This window comes from Phytohabitans maris, from assembly GCF_031085175.1.
Taxonomy (GTDB): Bacteria; Actinomycetota; Actinomycetes; order Mycobacteriales; family Micromonosporaceae; genus Phytohabitans; species Phytohabitans maris.
On sequence record NZ_JAVHUY010000066.1, the window covers coordinates 13,897 to 33,407 of the forward strand.

At 73.7% G+C, this 19,511-nt stretch carries 15 protein-coding genes; 12 read left to right on the forward strand and 3 right to left on the reverse strand.

Features of this window, described 5'->3' with window-relative positions:
• Window positions 1-1,360 precede the first annotated feature (1,360 nt).
• Genes RB614_RS41315 through RB614_RS41330 form a run of 4 tightly spaced genes read left to right on the forward strand, consistent with a single transcriptional unit; the run spans window position 1,361 to window position 4,758 of the window.
• On the forward strand, window positions 1,361-1,837 hold the full coding sequence (locus RB614_RS41315) for an XRE family transcriptional regulator (protein WP_308718183.1): 477 nt from the start codon (window positions 1,361-1,363) through the stop codon (window positions 1,835-1,837).
• A complete protein-coding gene (locus RB614_RS41320) occupies window positions 1,834-2,382 on the forward strand; it encodes a hypothetical protein (protein WP_308718184.1) in 549 nt (182 codons plus the stop codon). Before RB614_RS41315 ends, RB614_RS41320 begins: the two co-directional genes overlap by 4 nt.
• Window positions 2,383-2,386: 4 nt before the next feature.
• Complete coding sequence (locus RB614_RS41325; RefSeq protein ID WP_308718185.1) at window positions 2,387-3,619, forward strand: MAB_1171c family putative transporter; 1,233 nt, start codon at window positions 2,387-2,389, stop codon at window positions 3,617-3,619.
• The gene (locus RB614_RS41330; RefSeq protein WP_308718186.1) at window positions 3,616-4,758 is read left to right on the forward strand and encodes a cytochrome P450 family protein; all 1,143 of its coding nucleotides are present in this window, start codon (window positions 3,616-3,618) and stop codon (window positions 4,756-4,758) included. Before RB614_RS41325 ends, RB614_RS41330 begins: the two co-directional genes overlap by 4 nt.
• Window positions 4,759-4,766: 8 nt before the next feature.
• Here the strand turns inward: RB614_RS41330 and RB614_RS41335 are convergent, their stop codons facing one another.
• Window positions 4,767-6,419: a dolichyl-phosphate-mannose--protein mannosyltransferase gene (locus RB614_RS41335; protein WP_428983214.1), complete on the reverse strand. Its 1,653-nt coding sequence runs from the start codon at window positions 6,417-6,419 to the stop codon at window positions 4,767-4,769.
• 58 nt (window positions 6,420-6,477) lie between these two features.
• On the opposite strand from RB614_RS41335, the gene rsmI reads away from it, so the two are divergent.
• The gene (gene rsmI, locus RB614_RS41340) at window positions 6,478-7,359 is read left to right on the forward strand and encodes a 16S rRNA (cytidine(1402)-2'-O)-methyltransferase (RefSeq protein WP_308718188.1); all 882 of its coding nucleotides are present in this window, start codon (window positions 6,478-6,480) and stop codon (window positions 7,357-7,359) included.
• A gap of 127 nt (window positions 7,360-7,486) precedes the next feature.
• Here rsmI and RB614_RS41345 read toward each other — a convergent pair whose 3' ends face one another.
• Window positions 7,487-8,200: a hypothetical protein gene (locus tag RB614_RS41345; RefSeq protein WP_308718189.1), complete on the reverse strand. Its 714-nt coding sequence runs from the start codon at window positions 8,198-8,200 to the stop codon at window positions 7,487-7,489.
• A gap of 54 nt (window positions 8,201-8,254) precedes the next feature.
• Here RB614_RS41345 and RB614_RS41350 point away from each other — a divergent pair, with 54 nt between their 5' ends.
• The 3 genes from RB614_RS41350 to RB614_RS41360 all read left to right on the forward strand — a co-directional run bounded on the left by RB614_RS41350 (window position 8,255) and on the right by RB614_RS41360 (window position 13,582).
• Window positions 8,255-8,614 carry a hypothetical protein gene (locus RB614_RS41350; RefSeq protein WP_308718190.1) on the forward strand — a complete coding sequence of 120 codons (360 nt, stop codon included), beginning with the start codon at window positions 8,255-8,257 and terminating at the stop codon, window positions 8,612-8,614.
• A 1,341-nt stretch (window positions 8,615-9,955) separates the two neighbouring features.
• Complete coding sequence (gene metG / locus RB614_RS41355) at window positions 9,956-11,752, forward strand: methionine--tRNA ligase (RefSeq protein WP_308718191.1); 1,797 nt, start codon at window positions 9,956-9,958, stop codon at window positions 11,750-11,752.
• 51 nt (window positions 11,753-11,803) lie between these two features.
• Window positions 11,804-13,582, forward strand: a complete 1,779-nt coding sequence (locus tag RB614_RS41360) for an MFS transporter (protein ID WP_308718192.1) — start codon at window positions 11,804-11,806, stop codon at window positions 13,580-13,582.
• 58 nt (window positions 13,583-13,640) lie between these two features.
• Here the strand turns inward: RB614_RS41360 and RB614_RS41365 are convergent, their stop codons facing one another.
• A complete protein-coding gene (locus RB614_RS41365; RefSeq protein WP_428983215.1) occupies window positions 13,641-14,894 on the reverse strand; it encodes a hypothetical protein in 1,254 nt (417 codons plus the stop codon).
• Between the two features lie 85 nt (window positions 14,895-14,979).
• Here RB614_RS41365 and RB614_RS41370 point away from each other — a divergent pair, with 85 nt between their 5' ends.
• The 4 genes from RB614_RS41370 to RB614_RS41385 are packed head-to-tail and all read left to right on the forward strand — an operon-like array spanning window position 14,980 to window position 19,488.
• Entirely contained in the window at window positions 14,980-15,843 is an 864-nt protein-coding gene (locus RB614_RS41370) for a TatD family hydrolase (RefSeq protein ID WP_308718193.1), read from the forward strand.
• Complete coding sequence (gene rsmA, locus RB614_RS41375; protein ID WP_308718207.1) at window positions 15,840-16,685, forward strand: 16S rRNA (adenine(1518)-N(6)/adenine(1519)-N(6))-dimethyltransferase RsmA; 846 nt, start codon at window positions 15,840-15,842, stop codon at window positions 16,683-16,685. Before RB614_RS41370 ends, rsmA begins: the two co-directional genes overlap by 4 nt.
• Window positions 16,686-16,723: 38 nt before the next feature.
• Window positions 16,724-17,704 (forward strand): 4-(cytidine 5'-diphospho)-2-C-methyl-D-erythritol kinase, encoded by a 981-nt coding sequence (locus RB614_RS41380; protein WP_308718194.1) that lies wholly within the window; start codon window positions 16,724-16,726, stop codon window positions 17,702-17,704.
• Entirely contained in the window at window positions 17,704-19,488 is a 1,785-nt protein-coding gene (locus RB614_RS41385; RefSeq protein ID WP_308718195.1) for an ABC-F family ATP-binding cassette domain-containing protein, read from the forward strand. The genes RB614_RS41380 and RB614_RS41385 overlap by 1 nt, the downstream gene beginning before the upstream one ends.
• Window positions 19,489-19,511 lie beyond the last annotated feature (23 nt).

The window sequence follows — 19,511 nt, forward strand, 5'->3', positions numbered from 1 at the left end:
CGGGGCCGGCGGTTGCGTGGGCTCGGGTGCCGGCGGGTCGGTGGGTTGCGGCTGCGGTTCATCCGGATCGGTCGGCTCCGGCGAAGGCGTGGGCGGCTCCGTGGCCGGCGGTTCCGTGGCCGGCGGCTGCGTGGGCTCGGGCGGAGTGGTCGGTCGCGGAGGCTCGACGCTCCGGGAGGGCGCCGGGGTGGATTCGGTCCGGGGCGGCTCCGGCTCGCGCGACGGCGGTGCAGGGGGTGGCGGTGCGGGCTGGCGTCGCTGCTGCCGCATCGGGACCGCCTGGACGTCCGATCGTCCACCGGCCGGGAGCGGGACGCCGGTGGTGGGCGGCTCCGGCGGCCGGGTCTGGTGTACCGCGGGACGCTGGCGGTCCAGCGGTGCCGGAAGCAGGGCCAGTGCGCCAGGGCGGGCCGTGTGCCCGATGACGCTGGCGCCGACGAGGCCCGTGTACGTCAGGCAGGCCACTCCCACGGCGTACGCGATGCGGCGCACTCGCCGGCGCCGCCGCCCGCTGGTATCGACAAACACAGGCGTGGAACCCACTGGTCGAGTCACCAGGGGAGCGTAAGGATCGGCTGTCAATTTGCCCCCATTTCGGGTCCTTCCAATGGGGGCGGCGGAGTCGCGGAAAGAATTGTCCAGAAAGATGGTGTGGCGCTCCACGTGCGTTTAGGACAACGCGGTGAGCAGCCGCAATGCCCAACCCGGAATGTGGTTACTGTCCGGATGGCGACGATAGTAGGCATAGTTCCGGCGCCGTTTCCGGGAAACCTCAAGATCTCTTCAAATGTGAGACCGGGTCTCGTCAGGGCACGTCGGCAAACTCCCCCTTATTCGTATTTATCGGATATGTCCGAGCGCGACGTTGGCGTGTCCAGGGATAGTGATCGATCTCATGGTGGTTGCGTCAGAAATCTGACCTGCCGTGACCCGTTGTGCGGTTGATCCTGGGTGACTAAGCTGACCGGTGCGCGCCCCTATCGCCCGCTTCCCCCGTGGCAGGCGATCGGGGCGCGCCTCTTTGTGTCCATCCCGCAAAGCCCGCCATGATCTTGCGCTTGGGTATATCGGACATAGTCGGGCACAAGATCCTGGTACTCGCCATTGCCCTCTGCCCCGTCGCTGCCCGCTGGATATTCCCGGTGTCAACTAACATGAACGTTCCGGTTGAGTTTCTTTCACGCGAGTTGACATTGTGCCCCCTTGGTCGCGAGGCTTGTCCCGGACCGCCGGCCATAACGGGGGGCGCTCTCGTCTTCGCAAGAGCGCCGAGGGCGCGTGTCGGCGGCGGTCACCGGTGTGGACCGGGGCAGGCTCCTGGTCCACACCGGTCGGCCCGGCCCCTCGGAGGTGATCCCCGGTGACGATTCCGGCTGAGCCGCGCACCCTCGCCGACAAGATCAATCAGCTCTTCCGCACGATCCACCCACGGGACCGCGGGCCGTACAGCAACGAGGAGGTCGCCTCGGCCATCCGTGACGGCGGCGAGAGCATGTCAGCCACGTACCTGTGGATGCTCCGCCGCGGCGAGCGCACCAACCCCACGATGCGCCACCTCCAGGCGCTGGCCGGCTTCTTCGGGGTCGCTCCGGCCTACTTCTTCGACGAGGCCGTCACCCGCCGCACCGACCGCGACCTGGAGCTGCTGTCCAGCCTGCGACAGCTGGGCGCCAAGCGGGTGGCGCTGCGCACCGTCCTGGAGAGCGCCGGGCTCTCCGAGGCCAGCCAGCGGCTCGTCCAGCAGGTCGTCGACCGCTGCCTCGAGCTGGAAGGGTTGAGCGACGCGGCCAAGCCGGAGGCGCCGAGCGGCGCGTCCAGGCGGGAGGCGCGATCGTGACCCCGTGGCTGGGCCGGGACGAGGGCAACGACGACCGCCGGCGGATGCGCCGCCACTGCTCCCGGCTCGTGCGGGACATCAAGGTGCCCGTGCCGTTCGACGCGGAGGCGCTGTGCCGCGAGGTGGGTAGCCGGATCGGCCAGCCGATCCACCTGCTCCCGGTCGAGATGCCGGCGGACGGACCCTCCGGCCTGGTGATCAGCGGCGCCCGGGCGCACTACCTCTGCTACGACGCCGGCACCCGCCCGCTGCACCAGCAGCACATCATCGCCCACGAGCTGGGGCACCTCATCGCCGGCCACACGACCGGCCACGTCGAGGAGGGTGAGGCGGGCGCGCCCGTCCTGCTGTCCACACTGGACCCCGTGGTGGTGCGGCAAGCCCTCGCCCGGGACGCCGGCTACGACCGGCGCGAGGAGGCCGAGGCCGAGATCATCGCCGACCTCCTGCTGCGGCGGGCACACTCGTGGGCGCCCGAACACACCTGGCGCGTGCCGACTGACGCCGTAGACGTGGTGGCCCGGATCGAGCGCTCACTAGGGTGAGCCCGTGAACCAGGTGCTGTACCCGGCACTGGCGGCGGTGGCCTGGATCGGCCTCGCCGTCAAGATCCGCGACCTGCGCCGCGGGCGCAACCCGTCGCGGGTCGCCGTCTGCGGCGCGCTGGCCCTGCTCGGCTCCACGTTCACCGTTTCCACGCCCGCCGTGTGGGGCTGGCTCGACCGCACCACCGGTGTGGCCAACCTCGCCGCTCTCTGGGCGCACCTGTCCGTGGTCGCGTTCTCCGGCACGGTACAGCTGCTCGTGCTCTGGTGGGTCAACCCGCCCGAGGCGGCGAGGCGGCGTGCCCGTGCCCGCCTGGCCTTCCTGCTGGTGACCGGCGCCGCGCTCGTGGCGCTCTTCCTGGCCGCCGGCCCGACCGAGCCGCGCGCCACCGACTTCGTGGCCACGTACGCCGAGCGGCCGGTCTTCGCCGCGTACCTGCTGGTCTACCTCTCCGCGTTCGCGCTCGGCATGGTCGACGTGGTGCGGCTCTGCTGGCCGTACGCGCGGGTCGCCGGCCGCTCCTGGCTGCGGCGGGGCCTGCGTACCACGGCGGTCGGCGCGGGCAGCGGACTGGTCTACGCGGCCGTGCGGGTCGCCGACGTGATCGGCGCGCAGGTGGGCGCCGACATCCGGCGGTGGGAACCGGTCGCGCCGCCGGCCGCCAGCCTCGGCGCGCTCCTGGTCATCCTCGGCCTCACCATGCCGGCGTGGGGGCCACGTCTCTCCGAGTTTCGCGGCTGGGTGCGCCGCCGCCGGCAGTACCGGCAGCTCCAGCCGCTCTGGTCGGACCTGCACCGGCTGATGCCCCAGATCGCCCTGGAGCCGCCCGTGGCCGCCCCGCTGTCCAACCTGGACCGCCGCCTCTACCGGCGGGTGATCGAGCTGTACGACGGCTCGCTGGCCCTCCGCCCCTACCTGGACGAGGGCGCCGCCAACCGCGCCGGCCGGATCGGCACCCGGCTGGGTCTGCGCGCCGACGACCTGGCCGCGGTGATGGAGGCGGCCCGGCTGCGCGGGGCGGTCCGCGCGTACGCCCACGGGGAGCCCCACGCGTCCACAACGGAGGATGGCGGCGACGAGGCCGGGCCGGCCCGCCCGGACGAGGGCACCGACCTGGCCCAGGAGGTGGCCCGGCTGGTACGCGTCTCGCGCGCCTACGCCGGCTCGCCGGTCGTGGCCGCCGCCGTGGCCGGCCGCGAGGCACTGCCCGCCGAAGAGACCGAGGTGGCGATGTGACGCACGACGTGGGACCGGCCCGAAAGATCGCGCTGCCGGACGGTTCGCCGGTCTGGCTGGTCACCCGCTACGCCGAGGTGCGGGCGGCGCTCGCCGACCCGCGGCTCTCCCTCGACAAGCGGCACGCGACCGGCTGGGCCGGGTTCCGGCTGCCGCCCGCGCTCGACGCCAACCTGCTCAACATGGACCCACCCCAGCACACCCGGATCCGTTCGCTGGTCAGCCAGGCGTTCACGCCCCGGCGGGTGGAGGAGATGCGGCCGGGCGTACAGCGCCTCGCCGACCAGCTCGTCGACGCGCTGCCGGCGGGTTGGCCGGTCGACCTGATCGCCGCGTACGCCGAGCCGCTGCCGATCGGCGTGGTCGGGGAGATGTTCGACGTACCGCACGACGACCTCGCCCGCCTGCGCGGCTGGACCAACGACATGGTCACCGGCACGCGGGAGGCGGCCGGCGCGGCGATCGGGGCGATCCACCACTTCCTGGCCGAGCTCGTCGCGCACCGCCGGGCCGCGCCCGGTACCGACCTGCTCTCCGCGATGATCGAGGCGCGCGACGAGGGCGACCGGCTCTCCGAAGACGAGCTGACCTCACTGGCGTTCCTGCTGCTCTTCGCCGGCTACGAAAACACCGTCAACCTCATCGGCACCGCCGTCCTCGCGCTGCTGCGCGACCCGGCCCGGGCGGCCGCGCTCCGCGCCGACGAGTCGCTCCTGCCGGCCGCGGTGGAGGAGTTCATGCGCTTCGACCCGCCGGCCCCGGTGTCGATCCGCCGCTTTCCGACCGAAGACCTGACGATCGGCGAGGTGACCATCGCCAAGGGCGAGACGGTCCTGCTCGGCCTCGCCGCGGCCAACCGCGACCCGGACCGCTGGACCGAACCGGACACGCTCGACCTGGCCCGCCCGGAAAACCCGCACGTCTCGCTCGGCCACGGCATCCACTACTGCCTGGGCGCGCCGCTGGCCCGCCTGGAGGCGCGGATCGCCATCGGCACGCTGCTGCGCCGCCTGCCGGACCTGGAGCTGGCCGTGCCGGCGGAGGAGTTGCGCTGGCGCCCGACGTTTCGCGCGCACGGCCCGATCGAGCTCCCGGTCCGCACGAGCCCGGCCGGCGACGCCCGCGCCGGCCAGCTGTGACAAATGCGCTATATCCAGCGGCTGCCCAGCCACATGCGGGCGGACCAGTCCTCGTACGGGATGACCTGGCCGACGTAGATCGGATAGAAGTAGGCGAAGCAGATCGCGACCAGCAGCACGTACGCCCCGGCGACCACCGCGCCCACCATGCGGCGGTCGACGCCGGAGTCGGCGGGGCCCGTGCCGTCACTGGTGGCCAGCGATCTGGCGGGTGTCATGATCGCGCCCAGCACGTAGACGACGGCGAGCACGAGGAACGGCTCGGCCGGCAGCGCGTAGAAGGCGAACATCGTGCGGTGCTGGATGGCGAAGTAGAACCACGGGAGCAGGCCGGCCGCCACGCACAGCAGGATCGCGCCGGCGCGCCAGTCGCGCCGGGCGATGCCGAACCAGGCCAGTGCGGCCAGCGCTGGGATGAACGACCACCACAGCAGCGGCGTGCCGACCAGCAGGATGTGCGAGGCGCAGCTGGAGGCGCCGCACGCGCCGTCGGTGCTCCAGTAGAACGCGATCGGGCGGCCGAGCAGCAGCCACTGCCAGGGCCACGACTGGTACTGGTGCTTGTCGTCAAGTCCACTGTGGAACTTGAGCGCCTCCATGTGGTAGTGCCACAGGTTTTGCAGCGCCCCCCAGATCGGCGCCTCCGACCGGCCGTTGTCGGCGAGCCAGTGCCGGAAGTAGCCGTCGTCGGTGAGGAACCAGCCCGACCAGGTGGCCAGGTAGGTCAGCACCATCAGCACGCCGCCGAGCAGCACCCAGCCGACCTCGCCGATGACCGCGTCGCGCCACGGCTTGGGCACGCCGGCCGAGCGGCGGGCGCCCACCTCCCACAGCACCATCATCAGCACGAACACCGGCAGGAACCACACCGCGCTCCACTTGACCGCGATCCCGCAGCCGAGCAGCGCGAACGTCGCCATGCGCCACCACGGCACCCGGATCGGCAGCCGGCCGGCACGGCCAGGCACCGTCGGGTCGAGCCCGCCCTCCAGCGCGCGCAGCCAGCGGGCGCGCCGCGAGTCGCGGTCCATCACCAGCGTGCCGAACGCGGCCAGGACGAAGAACATCAGGAAGATGTCGAGCAGCGCGATGCGGGACAGCACGAGGTGGAACCCGTCGAGCGCCATCAGCAGGCCGGCCGCACACCCCAGTACCGTCGAGTGGAACATGCGGCGGGCGACCCGCACCAGGATCAGGACGGAGAGCGTGCCGATGACCGCGCCGGAGATGCGCCAGCCCCACTCGTTGTACCCGAAGATCTGCTCGCCGATCGCGATCATCCACTTGCCGAGTGGCGGGTGCACGACGTAGGCCGGACCGTTGGTCTTGTCGTCCCACTCCACGCCATGCTGCAACATGTCCCAGGCGTCGGTGGGGTAGTAGACCTCGTCGAAGATCAGGCCCTTGGGGCGGTCGAGGTTGACCATCCGGAGGATGCCCGCGATGAGCACGATGACGCCGGTGGCGAGCCACGAGTACGGGTCGAGGCGCGCCTCGAACGGCAGCAGCCGCCGCCGCACGATCTCGGCGACGCCGGAACGCTCCGGCTCGCTCTCGGGCCTGCCGTCGCCACGCGCAACGGCACCGGTGGTCTCCGCCGCCAGGGGCGCGGTCTCCGGTGCCGTGGGGCTGGCTGTCTGTGCTGTCGCCGCCGGGGTCACCCCGCGATCGTAGGCTGCCGGAGTGTGATCTGGCGCGCACTGCCCATCTGTTGGTGTCATGAACGTCGATGAAAGGCCGTTGGTTGTGGGTGAAACGTCCGGTACTGGGAGGTTGGTGCTGGTTGGCGCACCGCTCGGCAACGTCGCCGACGCCTCCTCCCGCCTGCGCGAGACCCTCGCCACCGCCGACGTGGTGGCGGCCGAGGACACCCGCAGACTCACCCGGCTGGCGCGCGACCTGGGGATCGACATCGCCGGCCGGATCGTCTCCTACTTCGAGGGCAACGAGGAACGCCGTACTCCGGATCTGGTCGACGCGCTGCGGGAGGGCGCGTCGGTCGCGCTGATCACGGACGGCGGCATGCCGAGCGTCTCCGACCCCGGCTACCGGCTGGTTCGGGCGGCACTCGACGCCGGGGTACCGGTCACCGCCGCGCCCGGCCCCAGCGCGGTCACCACCGCGCTGGCCGTCTCCGGGCTGCCCGCCGACCGGTTCTGCTTCGAGGGCTTCCTGCCCCGCTCCGGCGGCGCCCGCCGTGGCCGGCTCCGCGAGCTGGCCGCCGAGCCGCGCACGATGGTCTTCTTCGAGGCGCCGCACCGGGTCGCCGCGTGCCTGGCCGACCTGGCCGAGGCGTTCGGGCCGGAACGGCCGGCGGCGGTGTGCCGCGAGCTGACCAAGACGTACGAGGAGGTGCTCCGCCGCCCGCTCGGCCAGCTCGCGGCCTGGGCCGCGGCCACCCCGCCGCGCGGCGAGATCACCCTGGTCGTGGGGGGAGCCGCGCCGGCCGATCGGGCCGCACCGCCCGCGGGCGAGGTCCGGGCCGCGGTCGCCCGCCTGGAGGCCGCGGGTACGACCCGGCGCGACGCCATCACAGCGGTCGCCCAGGAGTACGGCCTGCGGCGGCGCGAGGTGTACGAGGTCGTGCACGCCCCCGCCTGACTCGCTCCCGCCGCCCGTCCGTGTCCGGCGGTACCACAGATACCTTATGAGACCGCCATAACGTACTTCCAGTACCGCTGGTGCTCATCTCGGCGGGCCGAGCGCACCATCCCGCCCTCGATCACTGCTAGAAGGTCGCCGCCAGGAACGCGGCCGCGACGAGCAGCGGGCCGGCGAGCCCGGCGAGCGTGGCGCGGCGGCGGGCGCGGCGGGTCTCCAGCCGCAGGCTGCCGGTGGCCCACACGATGCCGATGCCGCAGAGTACGACGAGCCCCATGCCGAGCCCCCAGCGCAGGTGGAGGACGGTGCTGGCCACGTCGACGTAGGCCCGGCCGCTGTCCGAGCCCACCATCCTGGCGGCGACGGTGGTACCCGCTCCGTCGCGGTCACCGACGCCGAGCAGCCGTACCCGTTCGGCGGTGAAGGCACCGTCCGCCGCCATGAACTCGCCCAGGCACCGCTGCGACACGCCGTCTCCCGTGCACTCGGTGACGGTGGCGGTGCCCTGGTCACCGTGCCCGACCGCGAGCCAGAGCGGTTCCGCGCTGACCCACGCGAAGAACGTCGCCAGCAGCGCGAACACCAGCAACGCGAGCAACCCCGCGGCCGGCCGGCGCGGCGACTTGGGAGGCCGCCCAGGCCGCCCACGCACTGGCGGCCGCCGCGAGCCGCGCGGCATCTCCTGGACGGGCATCCAGAAGGGCCGCTCCTCGGGCTCGGCGGCCGCCGCCCGATCCGGCACGCTGATCAACACCGTCTCGCGCGCTTCTCGCACCTCCCGCGCGGCCCGGTCATCCTGCGCGCTTCGCTCTTCCCGGGCGGCTTGCTCTTCCCGCAGCATCCGCTCGCTCCGGGCGGCTCGCTCTTCCCACGGTGTCCGCTCTTCCCGGGCCGCTTGCTCTTCGCGCGGCGCTCGCTCGCTTCGAACGGCTCGCTCGTCCTGTGGCGCTCGCCCTCCCCGGGCTGCCTGCTGGCCTTGCGGCGCTGGCTCGCCCCGGGCTGCCTGCTGGCCTTGCGGCGCCTGCTGGCCTTGCGGCGCCTGCTGGCCTTGCGGCGCCTGCTGGCCTTGCGGCGCCGGCTCGTCCCGGGCGGCTCGCTCCTCCTGCGGCGCTCGCTCTTCCCGGGCGGCCCTTCCTTCTCGCGCCGATCCTTCTCGAACCGAGATGGGCTGCGTGACCGCGGCGGCCTCGCCCTCTGCGGCTGGCACGGGGGCGGCCCCGGCCGTCGCCGGCTTACCCTTCTCCGGTTCGGCTGATCCCGCGGGCGGGGCCACGACGTCCGGCCCGGTCGTCACCCGGTCTTCGTCGGCGGTCTCCGGTCCGGCGGGCGGGTCCACCTTGGCGGCGGAGCGCTCCGCGCGTGCCGGCTCCGGCTCGTCGGGGGTCCGGTGGGTGGCGACTCGGTCAAACCTGGCCAGGTCCGGCTTCGGGCCGGCTGGCTCGGCCGCACCCGCCCGAGGCGTGCCTGACCTGGCGATGGTTGCGGCCGAGGTTGGCGCATCGGCCGCCGGCTGCTGGCTCGCCGCATCGCTCGCTCCCGACTGGGGCGCGGCTGGCCGGACGATGGGTGCGGCGGTCACCGCCCGCTGCTCGTCGGCCGGTTCGGCTGCGGCCCGCTGCTCGTCGGCCGATTCCGCGGCGCCCCGCGCCGTGGTGGTGTGTCGCTCCTCGGCCGTGCCCGGGTCGGAGATGGCGGCCCGGCTCCATGCCGAAGCGGCGGCCACGGCCGGATCCGGGCTGGCCGGCTCGGCCGTGCCTGGCCAGCGGGTGGATGATCCGCCCGCGTCCGGCGCCGGCGCGGAAGGCGCCGTAGACGGTCTGGCGGCGGCCGGCTCCGGGTCGAGGACGGCCGGCTCGGGCAGCGTTTCCGGCAGGGTGTGCGGGCCGGCTCCGGCGCGCGTCTCGGTCCGCTCAGCGCCCGGCGTCCCGGCCGGCTCAGGTCCGTGCGTCTCCGGCACCGCGTCGCCGCCACCGACCGCGCCCGTGCGTCCGCCGTGCGCGTCGGGCGCCTTGCCGGTGGTGCCGGGGCTGTCCGGAGAGGGGGGCAGAGCGCCAGCAGGCCCACCGGGCCCGGTGGGCCCGGTGGGCGGCGGGGCGGCGGGTCCACCGAGGGCGCTGGGCCGCGGGGTCGGGACGTCAGCAGGCCCGTCGGGCCCGCTGGGCGGCGGGGTCGGGACCTCGGCGGGTCCGCCGAGGGCGCTGGGCGGCGGGGTCGGGACGCCAGCAGGCCCGTCGGGGGTGCTGGGCGGCGGGGGCGGAGCGTCAGCAGACGGTGGCGGGGGCGATGGCGGGGTGAGGGCGGCGATCGGGGCGGGCGGGACCGGGTCGATCGGGCGCGTCGGGGCGAACCTTGCCGCCGCTGCCGCGGGATCACCGCGCCACCATGCGCCCTCCGGGCCGTCCGATGCCCACGGGCTGCTCCCCGCCGTCATCTCGGGCGGCTGCGTTTCGCCTGGCTGCGGCGCTGATCCGGTCACAACCTTCATTGGACAACGCCAAGCCGCCCCGAACGCGTAGCGCTCCGCGCGTGTCGGGCGATTCTGCGTGAAGGGCCGGGACGAGCCGGGCCCCCAGACAAGGCCCTAGGCTTGAGCGCTATGAGTCACGTTCTCGCGGCGGTCGCCTGGCCGTACGCCAACGGTCCGCGCCACATCGGTCATGTCTCCGGCTTCGGGGTGCCCTCCGACGTGTTCAGCCGATACATGCGGATGGCCGGCCACGACGTGCTCATGGTCTCCGGCACCGACGAGCACGGCACCCCGATCCAGGTCCAGGCCGACAAGGAGGGTGTGACCCCGCGCGAGCTGGCCGACCGCTACAACCGGGTGATCGTGGAAGACCTGCACGGCCTCGGCCTGTCGTACGACCTCTTCACCCGTACCACCACCGGCAACCACTACGCGGTCGTGCAGGAGCTGTTCGAGGGGCTGCACCGCAACGGCTACATCGTCCCCAAGGTCACGATGGGCGCGATCTCGCCGTCGACCGGGCGTACGCTGCCCGACCGGTACATCGAGGGCACCTGCCCCATCTGCGGGTACGACAGCGCGCGCGGCGACCAGTGCGACAACTGCGGCAACCAGCTCGACCCGATCGACCTCATCAACCCCCGCTCGAAGATCAACGGTGAGACGCCGCAGTTCGTGGAGACCGAGCACTTCTTCCTCGACCTGCCCGCGTTCGCCCAGGCGCTGGGAAAGTGGCTGGACTCCCGCGAGGGGTGGCGGCCCAACGTGCTCCGCTTCTCCAAAAACCTGCTCGACGACCTCCAGCCCCGCGCCATCACCCGCGACCTGGAGTGGGGCGTGCCGATCCCGCTGGAGGGGTGGCGCGACCGTGCCGACAAGCGGATCTACGTGTGGTTCGACGCGGTCATCGGCTACCTCTCCGCCTCCATCGAGTGGGCCCGCCGCTCCGGCGACCCGGAGGCGTGGCGCCGCTGGTGGGCCGCGGACGGCGAGGGCGAGGAGGCGCGCGGCTACTACTTCATGGGCAAGGACAACATCGTCTTCCACTCGGTGATCTGGCCGGCGCTCCTGCTCGGGTACTCGGGTGAGGGCGACCGCGGCGGCGAGCCGGGCGACCTGGGCCGCCTCAACCTGCCGACCGAGGTGGTCTCCAGCGAATTCCTGACGATGGAGGGGCGCAAATTCTCCTCGTCCCGCCAGGTCGTCATCTACGTGCGCGACTTCCTCGACCGGTACGACGCGGACGCCCTGCGCTACTTCATCGCCGTCGCCGGGCCGGAGAGCCAGGACACCGACTTCACCTGGGCCGAGTTCCTGCGGCGCAACAACGACGAGCTGGTCGCCGGCTGGGGCAACCTGGTCAACCGTTCGGTCTCGATGGCCGCCAAGAACTTCGGCGCGATCCCGCCCGCCGCCGAGCTGACCGCCGAGGACCGCGCGCTGCTGGAGACCGCCCAAAAGGCCTTCCCCCACGTCGGGGGCCTGATCGAAAAGCACCGCCAGAAGCAGGCGATCACCGAGGCGATGCGGGTCGTCGGCGAGGCCAACAAGTACCTGTCCGACCAGGCGCCCTGGAAGATGAAGGACGACCGGGAGCGGATGGGCACGGTGCTGCACGTGGCGCTGCAGGCGGTGAGCGACTGCAACACGCTACTCACGCCGTTCCTGCCGCACAGCGCGCAGAAGGTGCACGAGCTGCTCGGCGGCACCGGCGTGCACGCGCCGATGCCCTCGATCGTCCAGGTGGAGGACCTCGACGGCGGCCCGTCGTACCCGATCCTGACCGGCGACTACTCGGCCGGCGCGCGCTGGGAGTCGGCGCCGATCGAGGCCGGTCGCACCCTCGCGCCGCCCAAGCCGGTCTTCCGCAAGCTCGACCCCTCGATCGTCGAAGAGGAGCTGGCCCGCCTAGACCCGGGGAAGTAAGGGGCAATTCAGGGTGTCGCGCCGCCGCGCGCACCCGGGAGACTGTCAGGCGTGAAGACACCGGCCGCCGCCCTGACCGGTGTCGTGGCATTGGCGTTCGCCGACGCCTCGATCGTCGCGCTGGCCCTGCCCGCCATCTACGCCCGGTTCGACACCACGATCGTCGGTGTCTCCTGGGTGCTGACCGGCTACGCGGTCGCGGTGGCCGCCGTCGCCGTCGCGCTGCTCGCCGTCCGCCGGTGGCTGCCGACCCGGCCGCTCACGATGGCCGGGCTGGCGCTCTTCGCGGCCGGCTCGACCTGGTGCGGCGCCACCGGCTCGCTGGCCGGCCTCTTCGCCGGGCGGGTCGTGCAGGGGATCGGCGCGGCCGCGCTGCTCGCCGGCGCGCTCGAGCTGCTCAGCGCCCACACCGGCCGCGAGCGTGGCCGCCACCTGTGGAGCGGCGCCGCCACCGCCGGCCTGGCCGTCGGACCGGCGCTCGGTGGCGCGCTCACGGAGGCCTTCGACTGGCGTGTGATCTTCATTGCCCAGGTGCCGGTGGCCCTGCTGGCGCTCGCGGTGCTGGCGCTGTCGCCCACGCCGGCGCTGGAGCCCGAGCCGGATGGGCCCGCCGCCAACCCGCTGTGGGCGACCGCCGGCTACGTCACGCTCTTCGCCGGCCTGGTCGGCGCGCTCTTTCTCGGGGTGCTGCTGCTGGTCGAGGTGTGGCGGCTCAACCCGCTGGCGGCCGCGTTCGTGATGATGGCGCTGCCGGCCGGCACGATCCTCGCCGGCCGCCTGACCGCGACCGCCGCGCCCGCCGTCCGGGTGGCGGGCGGCACGCTCGCGTTCTGCGCCGGGCTGCTGGGGTTGGCGTTCCTGCCGGCGGCGAGCGTGCCCTGGGCGGCCGCGGCGCTCTTCCTCTGCGGGGCCGGCCTGGGCGTGGTCGCGCGGGTGCTCTCGGCCGCGGCGGTGCCCGCGGCGGCGCCGCTCGTGCGTTCCGGCGGCTCGGTGGTGGCGGCCAAGCACGCCGGCCTGGTGCTCGGCCTCGTCGTCATCGCGCCGCTGCTGGCCGGCTCGCTCACCGACGGCGGCCAGCAGGCCGTCGTCACCGGCACCGGCGTGCTGCTCGACGCGCGCATGCCGGTGCAGGAGAAGCTGTCGCTGGCCCTCTCGGTGCGCGACACGTTCGCCGAGGCGCCGCGCGGCGGCGTGCCCGACCTGGCCGCCGCCGTCGACACCACCGACCGCGGCGCCGCGACCACCGCCGTGGTCGAGGAGGTCGACCACCGGCTCAGCGCCGTGCTCACCCGGGCGTTCCGCCCGGCTTTCCTGGCCGCCGCGGGGCTCGCTCTCCTGACCATCCTGGCGGCCTTCGCGGTCCGCAAAAACCCCATCGGGTACGGCCAGCGGCCCACCGCCCCGGCGGCGATCCTTGCCGTCCTCGTCCTGGCCGGCCCGGCCCTGGTCGCCGCCGAGGTGGCCGCCGGCGCCCGCGACTACGGGCGCTACCAGGAGACCGACCCGTGCACGGCGCCCCCCGACCCGTACCCGGGCAACGGCGTGGACGCGCTCGTCCAGCGCGTCGCGTACGGCGCCCTGCACGGCGCGGCCTGCGAGCTCGGCCTCTCCCGGGAGCGCTTCCTGCTCGCGCTGGCCGGCCAGCCCGGCTTCGCGAACGTCGACTGGGACCCGCCGACCGTCGAGCGCACCGTGCGCGCCGCGGCCAACAAGGCGCTCGACGACATCGAGCAGCGCGGCGACCTGCCCGCCTGGACGATCAGCCTGGTCCGCGCCGCGGTGCGTTCGATGCCGCTGGAGGAGATCCTGCGCGCCGTCGGCCTCAGGTGATCCCTCGCGCGCGAGCGCGCTTTGGCGGCGGCCGCTCCCGGGTGGCGCGGCGCGGACGTCAGCCGAGCACGTACTCGATGTTGACGGTGCGGTGGTCGGTGATCTCGGCGGCCGGCGCCCACGCCTCGTAGATCCCCCGCTCGTAGCACTGCGCGCCCAGCGCCGCCACGTTGTCGGGGTTGGGGCGGCACAGCCGCAGCCGGGCCCAGCCGGACTCCTGCCGCAGCACCAGGCAGTCGGCGCCGCGCCACCTCGCGTACGCCGCGCGGCGTGCCAGCGCCTCCACGGGGTAGCGGGCCGCCCGGGTCATCGCCAGCACCCGGAACTCGCCGGGCGGGTCGGCCACCGCCTCGTACTCCTGGCCGCGGTAGCGCCCCACCAGCCGGGTGGATTTCGCCTTCTCGTCGCTCGGCACATACTCCTGCTCGGGCGCGATGTCGGGCACCCCGTGCAGCAGGTGGCGCCACTGCGGGCCGACCATGCGCAGCCAGCCCCGCTGCTCCGGCTGGTACGTGTACAGCACGACCTCGGTGCCATCCGGCGTATACGCCAAGAGCGTGGCATTGGCCGGCAGCGGCAGGTCGGCGAGGTCGGTGGTGACGAACTCGGGGATCACGAACCGCCCGCTCGGCGTGAACCCGGTGCCCAGCACCGGCGCGCCCATCCGGTCGTGCGACGGCATCCCGGCCAGGCCACGATGGTTGTCGCCGAGGGGGATCTCGAAATCGTACGGATCGATGGCCCGCCACCGGATCGCGAAGACCACGTCCGGGTCGTCGCGTGCCGACTCGCTGTCGGTGCGCAGCAGCGTCAGGTCGGCCGGGGTGCGCAGGTGGGCGATGTCGTGCTCGCGGTAGCAGAAGCCGTGCGGCAGCCAGCCGCGCAGGTAGCCGGCGAGCTGGCGGGCCGAGAGCACCTTGACCATGCGGGTGCCGCGCCGGATCGCCGCCGTGCGCCGGATGCCGCCGACCGTCGGGTCGTGCGCGAACGCCGGGGACTGGCTGAGCGTGTGGATGTCGTGCCACCCGCGGGCCCGGTTGAGCGGCACCATGAGCGGCGCCTCCAGCACGTCGGGCGTCTCGGCCCGCATGCCCTGCACCGCCGTCACCTCGGTGACGTGCACGAACCGGTGCCACGGATGCGCCGCCCCGGGCCGCGGGTTGCGCTCGAAGCCGTCGGCCGGCTCGATGCTGAACAGCTCGTAGGCCGCGCCGTGGGCGAGCTCCTCGGCCGCGTAGACCACACCCTCGAACGTGACGTGCAGCCCCGCACCCGCCATGTGTGGCTGCGTCGGCGAGGGGGTCACTGTCACCCGCCTGACAATAGAGCGCAGCCCGTGCCCGCGGGTGAACGCAGGGTTACACCTACCTGTGACACCTGGCACGACAGCGCGTGGGATGCTGGGCCCGATGAGGAGTACGCGACGCCAGCGTCAAGGGGAGTTTCCGCCGCCCCCGGAGCCGCTCGCCGTTCCGGTGATCGACAGCCACACCCACCTCGACATCACGGTCGCCGAAGAGGGCGCGCCGGGCGGGGTGGCCGAGCTCGTCGCCCTCGCCGCCGCCGCTGGCGTCGACCGGCTCGTGCAGGTGGGCGTCGACGTCGCGTCGTCCCGCTGGGGCGCGAACGCGGCCGCCGGGCACCCCGCGATCGTGGCGACCGTGGCGCTGCACCCCAACGAGGCACCCCGCCTCGGCGCCGGCCTCGACGAGGCCCTGCGCATGATCGAAGAGCTCGCCGGCCACGAGCGGGTTCGCGGCATCGGCGAGACCGGGATGGACACGTTCCGCACCGGCGACGAGGGGCGGGCCGCGCAGGAGGCGAGCTTCCGGGCGCACATCGCGATCGCCAAGCGGTACGGCAAACCCCTCGTCATCCACGACCGCGACGCGCACGCCGACGTCCTGCGCGTACTCGACGACGAGGGCGCCCCGCAGACCGTCGTGCTGCACTGCTTCTCCGGCGACGCCGACTTCGCCGCCGAGTGCGTGCGCCGGGGATACCTGCTGAGCTTCGCCGGCACCGTCACCTTCGCCAACGCCGTCGCCCTGCGCGACGCGGCCCGGGTCACCCCGATCAAGCAGATGCTGGTCGAGACCGACGCGCCGTACCTCACCCCGATGCCGTACCGGGGGCGTCCCAACGCCTCGTACCTGATCCCGCTGACCGTCCGCGGCCTGGCCGAGGCCACCGGGGCCGACCTCGACGACCTCTGCGCCGCGATCTCCGCGACCGGCGACCGCGTCTTCGGGCCGTGGTGACCGACCTGCTCGGCCCGGCCGAGATCCGGGAGCTGGCCGCGCGGCTCGGCGTCGCGCCCACCAAGCGGCTCGGCCAAAACTTCGTGCACGACCCCAACACCGTGCGCCGCATCGTGGCGGCCGCCGCCCTCGACCCCGGCGACGTCGTGGTCGAGGTCGGGCCCGGCCTGGGGTCGCTCACCCTGGGACTGCTGCCGGCGGCCCGGCACGTGCACGCCGTGGAGATCGATCCGGTACTGGCCAGAGCACTCGCCGACACCGCCGGCCGCCCCGCCAACCTCACCGTGCACCAGGCGGACGCCCTGCGGGTCACCGCCGCCGAGCTCGACCCGCCACCGACCGCGCTGGTGGCCAACCTGCCGTACAACGTGGCCGTGCCCGTGGTCCTGCACCTCCTCGCCGAGCTGCCCACACTCCGCCACGGGCTGGTCATGGTGCAAAAGGAGGTCGCCGACCGGCTGGTGGCCGGCCCCGGCTCCAAGGTGTACGGGGTGCCGTCGGTCAAGCTCGCCTGGTACGCCAGCGCCCGCACCGCCGGCCGCGTACCGCCGAGCGTCTTCTGGCCCGTGCCCAACGTCGACTCCGGCCTGGTCGCCTTCACCCGGCGTGAGCCGCCCGCCGCCCCGCGTGAGCGGGTGTTCGCGGTCGTCGATGCCGCGTTCGCCCAGCGGCGCAAGACCCTCCGCGCCGCCCTGGCCGGCTGGGCGGGCGGCCCCGACCGCGCGGCAGCGGTCCTCGAAGCGGCCGGTGTCGATCCGGGCGCGCGCGGAGAGGCCCTGACCGTCGACCAGTTCACCGCCATAGCGCTTGCCGCGCCCGTGGCAAGCCGGGTCGCCGAGTAGTCTGACCACGTGCGAGCGCGAGTGCAGGACATCGCTCCGTGACCGAGGCTTGGCGGCCGGACGAGGAGCTGGACCGGCCGCGCCTCGCGGCGTCCGGCCCGGTAAAGGTGCGCGTCCCCGCGAAGATAAACCTGCACCTCGGCGTCGGCCCCGCGCGGCCCGACGGCTACCACGAGCTCAGCACCGTCTACCACGCGATCTCCCTGTACGACGAGATCAGCGCCCGCCGCGGCGACACCCTCACCCTCACCATGGAGGGCGAGGGCGCCGGTGAGCTGGCCCTCGACGAGAGCAACCTGGTGATCCGCGCGGCCCGCACCCTCGCCTCCCACGCCAAGGTGCCCGCCCACGCCCGCCTCCACCTGCGCAAACAGATCCCGCTCGCGGCCGGCCTCGCCGGTGGCAGCGCCGACGCCGCCGCCGCGCTCGTCGCCTGCGACGCGCTCTGGGGTCTCGGCCTCTCCCGCGACGAGCTCGCCGACATCGCCGCCGACATCGGCTCCGACGTGCCCTTCCTCGTGCACGGCGGCACCGCCCTCGGCACCGGCCGCGGCGAAGCGGTCAGCCCCGTCCTCGCCCGCCCCAACACCTGGCACTGGGTGGTCGCGATCGCCGACGGCGGCCTCTCCACGCCAGACGTCTACCGCGAGCTCGACCGGCTCCGCGACACCGGCCAGGCACCGCGGCTGCCCGGCCACGCCAGCAACCCGCTGCTCGGCAGCGCCGACCAGCTGCTCGCCGCCCTCCGGCAGCGCGACCCGGGCGTGCTCGGCGCAGCCCTCGACAACGACCTGCAGCCCGCGGCCCTCTCCCTCCGCCCCGCCCTGGCCGACGTGCTCAAGGCCGGCCACGCCGCCGGCGCGCTCGCCGGCCTCGTCTCCGGATCCGGGCCGACCTGCGTCTTCCTCGCCGCCGACGGGCCGCACGCCACCCGCATCGCCGAAGACCTGACCGCCGCCGAGGTGTGCCGCGCCGCCCGTACCGCCCACGGACCGGTCCCGGGAGCCCGCGTCATCTGATGGCCAACATCGTCAACCTGGACCGGGTGTCCAAGGGGTACGGCGCGGCCGGGCCCCTCCTCACCGACGTATCCCTCGGGCTCGACGACGCCGACCGAGTGGGCGTCGTCGGCCTCAACGGCGCCGGCAAGTCCACCCTCCTGCGGCTGCTCACCAAGATCGAAGAGCCGGACGCCGGCCGGGTCACCCACCGCCGCGACCTGCGGGTGGCGTGGCTCCCGCAGACACTCGACCTCGCCGCCGGCGCCACCGTCCACGACGTCGTCATCGGCACCGCCTGGCTCGGCGAAGGGTTCGCCGCCGAGCACGAGTGGGCCGGCGACGCCGGCGTCCGTGCCATCCTCGACGGTCTCGGCATGCCCCACCTCGGCCTCGACCAGCCGGTCGGGCCGATGTCCGGCGGCGAGCGGCGCCGCGTCGCCCTCGCCGCGCTCCTGGTCCGCGCCGCCGACCTGCTCATCCTCGACGAGCCCACCAACCACCTCGACGTCGCCGGCGTCGACTGGCTGGCCCGCCACCTCACCACCCGCCGCGGCGCGCTCGTCGTCGTCACCCACGACCGGTGGTTCCTCGACGCCGTCTGCACCAGCACCTGGGAGGTCGCCGACCAGACCGTCCGGGCGTACGAAGGCGGCTTCGCGGCCTGGACCCTCGCCCGCGCCGAACGCGAGCGGGTCGCCGCCGCCACCGAGGCTCGCCGGCAAAACCTCCTCCGCAAAGAGATCGCCTGGCTGCGCCGCGGGCCGCCGGCCCGCACCTCCAAACCCCGCTTCCGGATCGACGCCGCCAACGCGCTCATCGCCGACGTCCCACCCCCGCGCGACACCGTCTCCCTGCGCCGGCTCGCCACCGCACGCCTCGGCAAGCAGGTGTACGACCTGGAAGGCGTCACCCTCCACGCCGGTCCGAAGGAGATCCTCGACCGGGTCACCTGGCAGGTCGGGCCCGGCGACCGCATCGCCGTCCTGGGCGCCAACGGAGCCGGCAAGACCACACTGCTGCGGCTGCTCGCCCAGCGGCTCCAGCCGACCAGCGGCACCGTACGGGTCGGCGCCACCGTCCGCACCGCGTTCCTCTCGCAGGAGCTCGCCGAACTCCCCGGCCACCTGCGCCTGCTCGAAGCCGTCGAAGAGGTCGCCAAACGGGTCAAGCTCGGCGACCGCGAACTCTCCGCGGCCCAGCTCGCCGAGGTGTTCGGCTTCACCGACCGTCGCGTATGGACACCCGTCGCCGACCTCTCCGGCGGCGAACGGCGGCGGCTGCAACTGCTGCGCCTGCTCGCCGGCGAACCCAACGTCCTCCTCCTCGACGAACCCACCAACGACCTCGACACCGACACCCTCGCCTCGCTGGAAGACCTGCTCGACTCCTGGCCCGGCACGCTCGTCGTCGCCAGCCACGACCGCTACCTGGTCGAGCGGGTCACCGACTCCGTGTACGCGCTGATGGGTGACGGCACGCTGCGCCACATGGTCGGCGGCGTCGAGGAGTACCTGGCGTCGGTGTCGACCCCCCAGGCGCCCGCGCCCCCCGAACGGACCGAAAGGGACCGGCCGTCCGCGGGTGACGTGCGAGCCGCCCGCAAGGAACTGGCCCGCCTCGAACGCGCCGTCGCCAAGCTCGAACAGCGCGAAGCCACCCTCCACGACGAGATGGCCCGCCACGCCACCGACTACGCCAAAATCGCCGAACTGGACGCGCAGCTCAAAGCCGTACAAGCCGAACGCGCCGAGGCCGAAGAAGCCTGGCTCGCCCTCGCCGACCAGGTACCAGATCACGGATAGCGGGGCTGCCCGGCAGCTCCCCG

What these genes read in the sequence shown, in the direction of transcription:
- rsmI (WP_308718188.1), top strand. Translation starts at nt 6,478, where the DNA reads ATGAACGTCGATGAAAGGCCGTTGGTTGTGGGTGAAACGTCCGGTACT.
- RB614_RS41345 (WP_308718189.1), bottom strand. Translation starts at nt 8,200, where the DNA reads ATGCTGCGGGAAGAGCAAGCCGCCCGGGAAGAGCGAAGCGCGCAGGAT.
- metG (WP_308718191.1), top strand. Translation starts at nt 9,956, where the DNA reads ATGAGTCACGTTCTCGCGGCGGTCGCCTGGCCGTACGCCAACGGTCCG.
- RB614_RS41370 (WP_308718193.1), top strand. Translation starts at nt 14,980, where the DNA reads ATGCTGGGCCCGATGAGGAGTACGCGACGCCAGCGTCAAGGGGAGTTT.
- RB614_RS41385 (WP_308718195.1), top strand. Translation starts at nt 17,704, where the DNA reads ATGGCCAACATCGTCAACCTGGACCGGGTGTCCAAGGGGTACGGCGCG.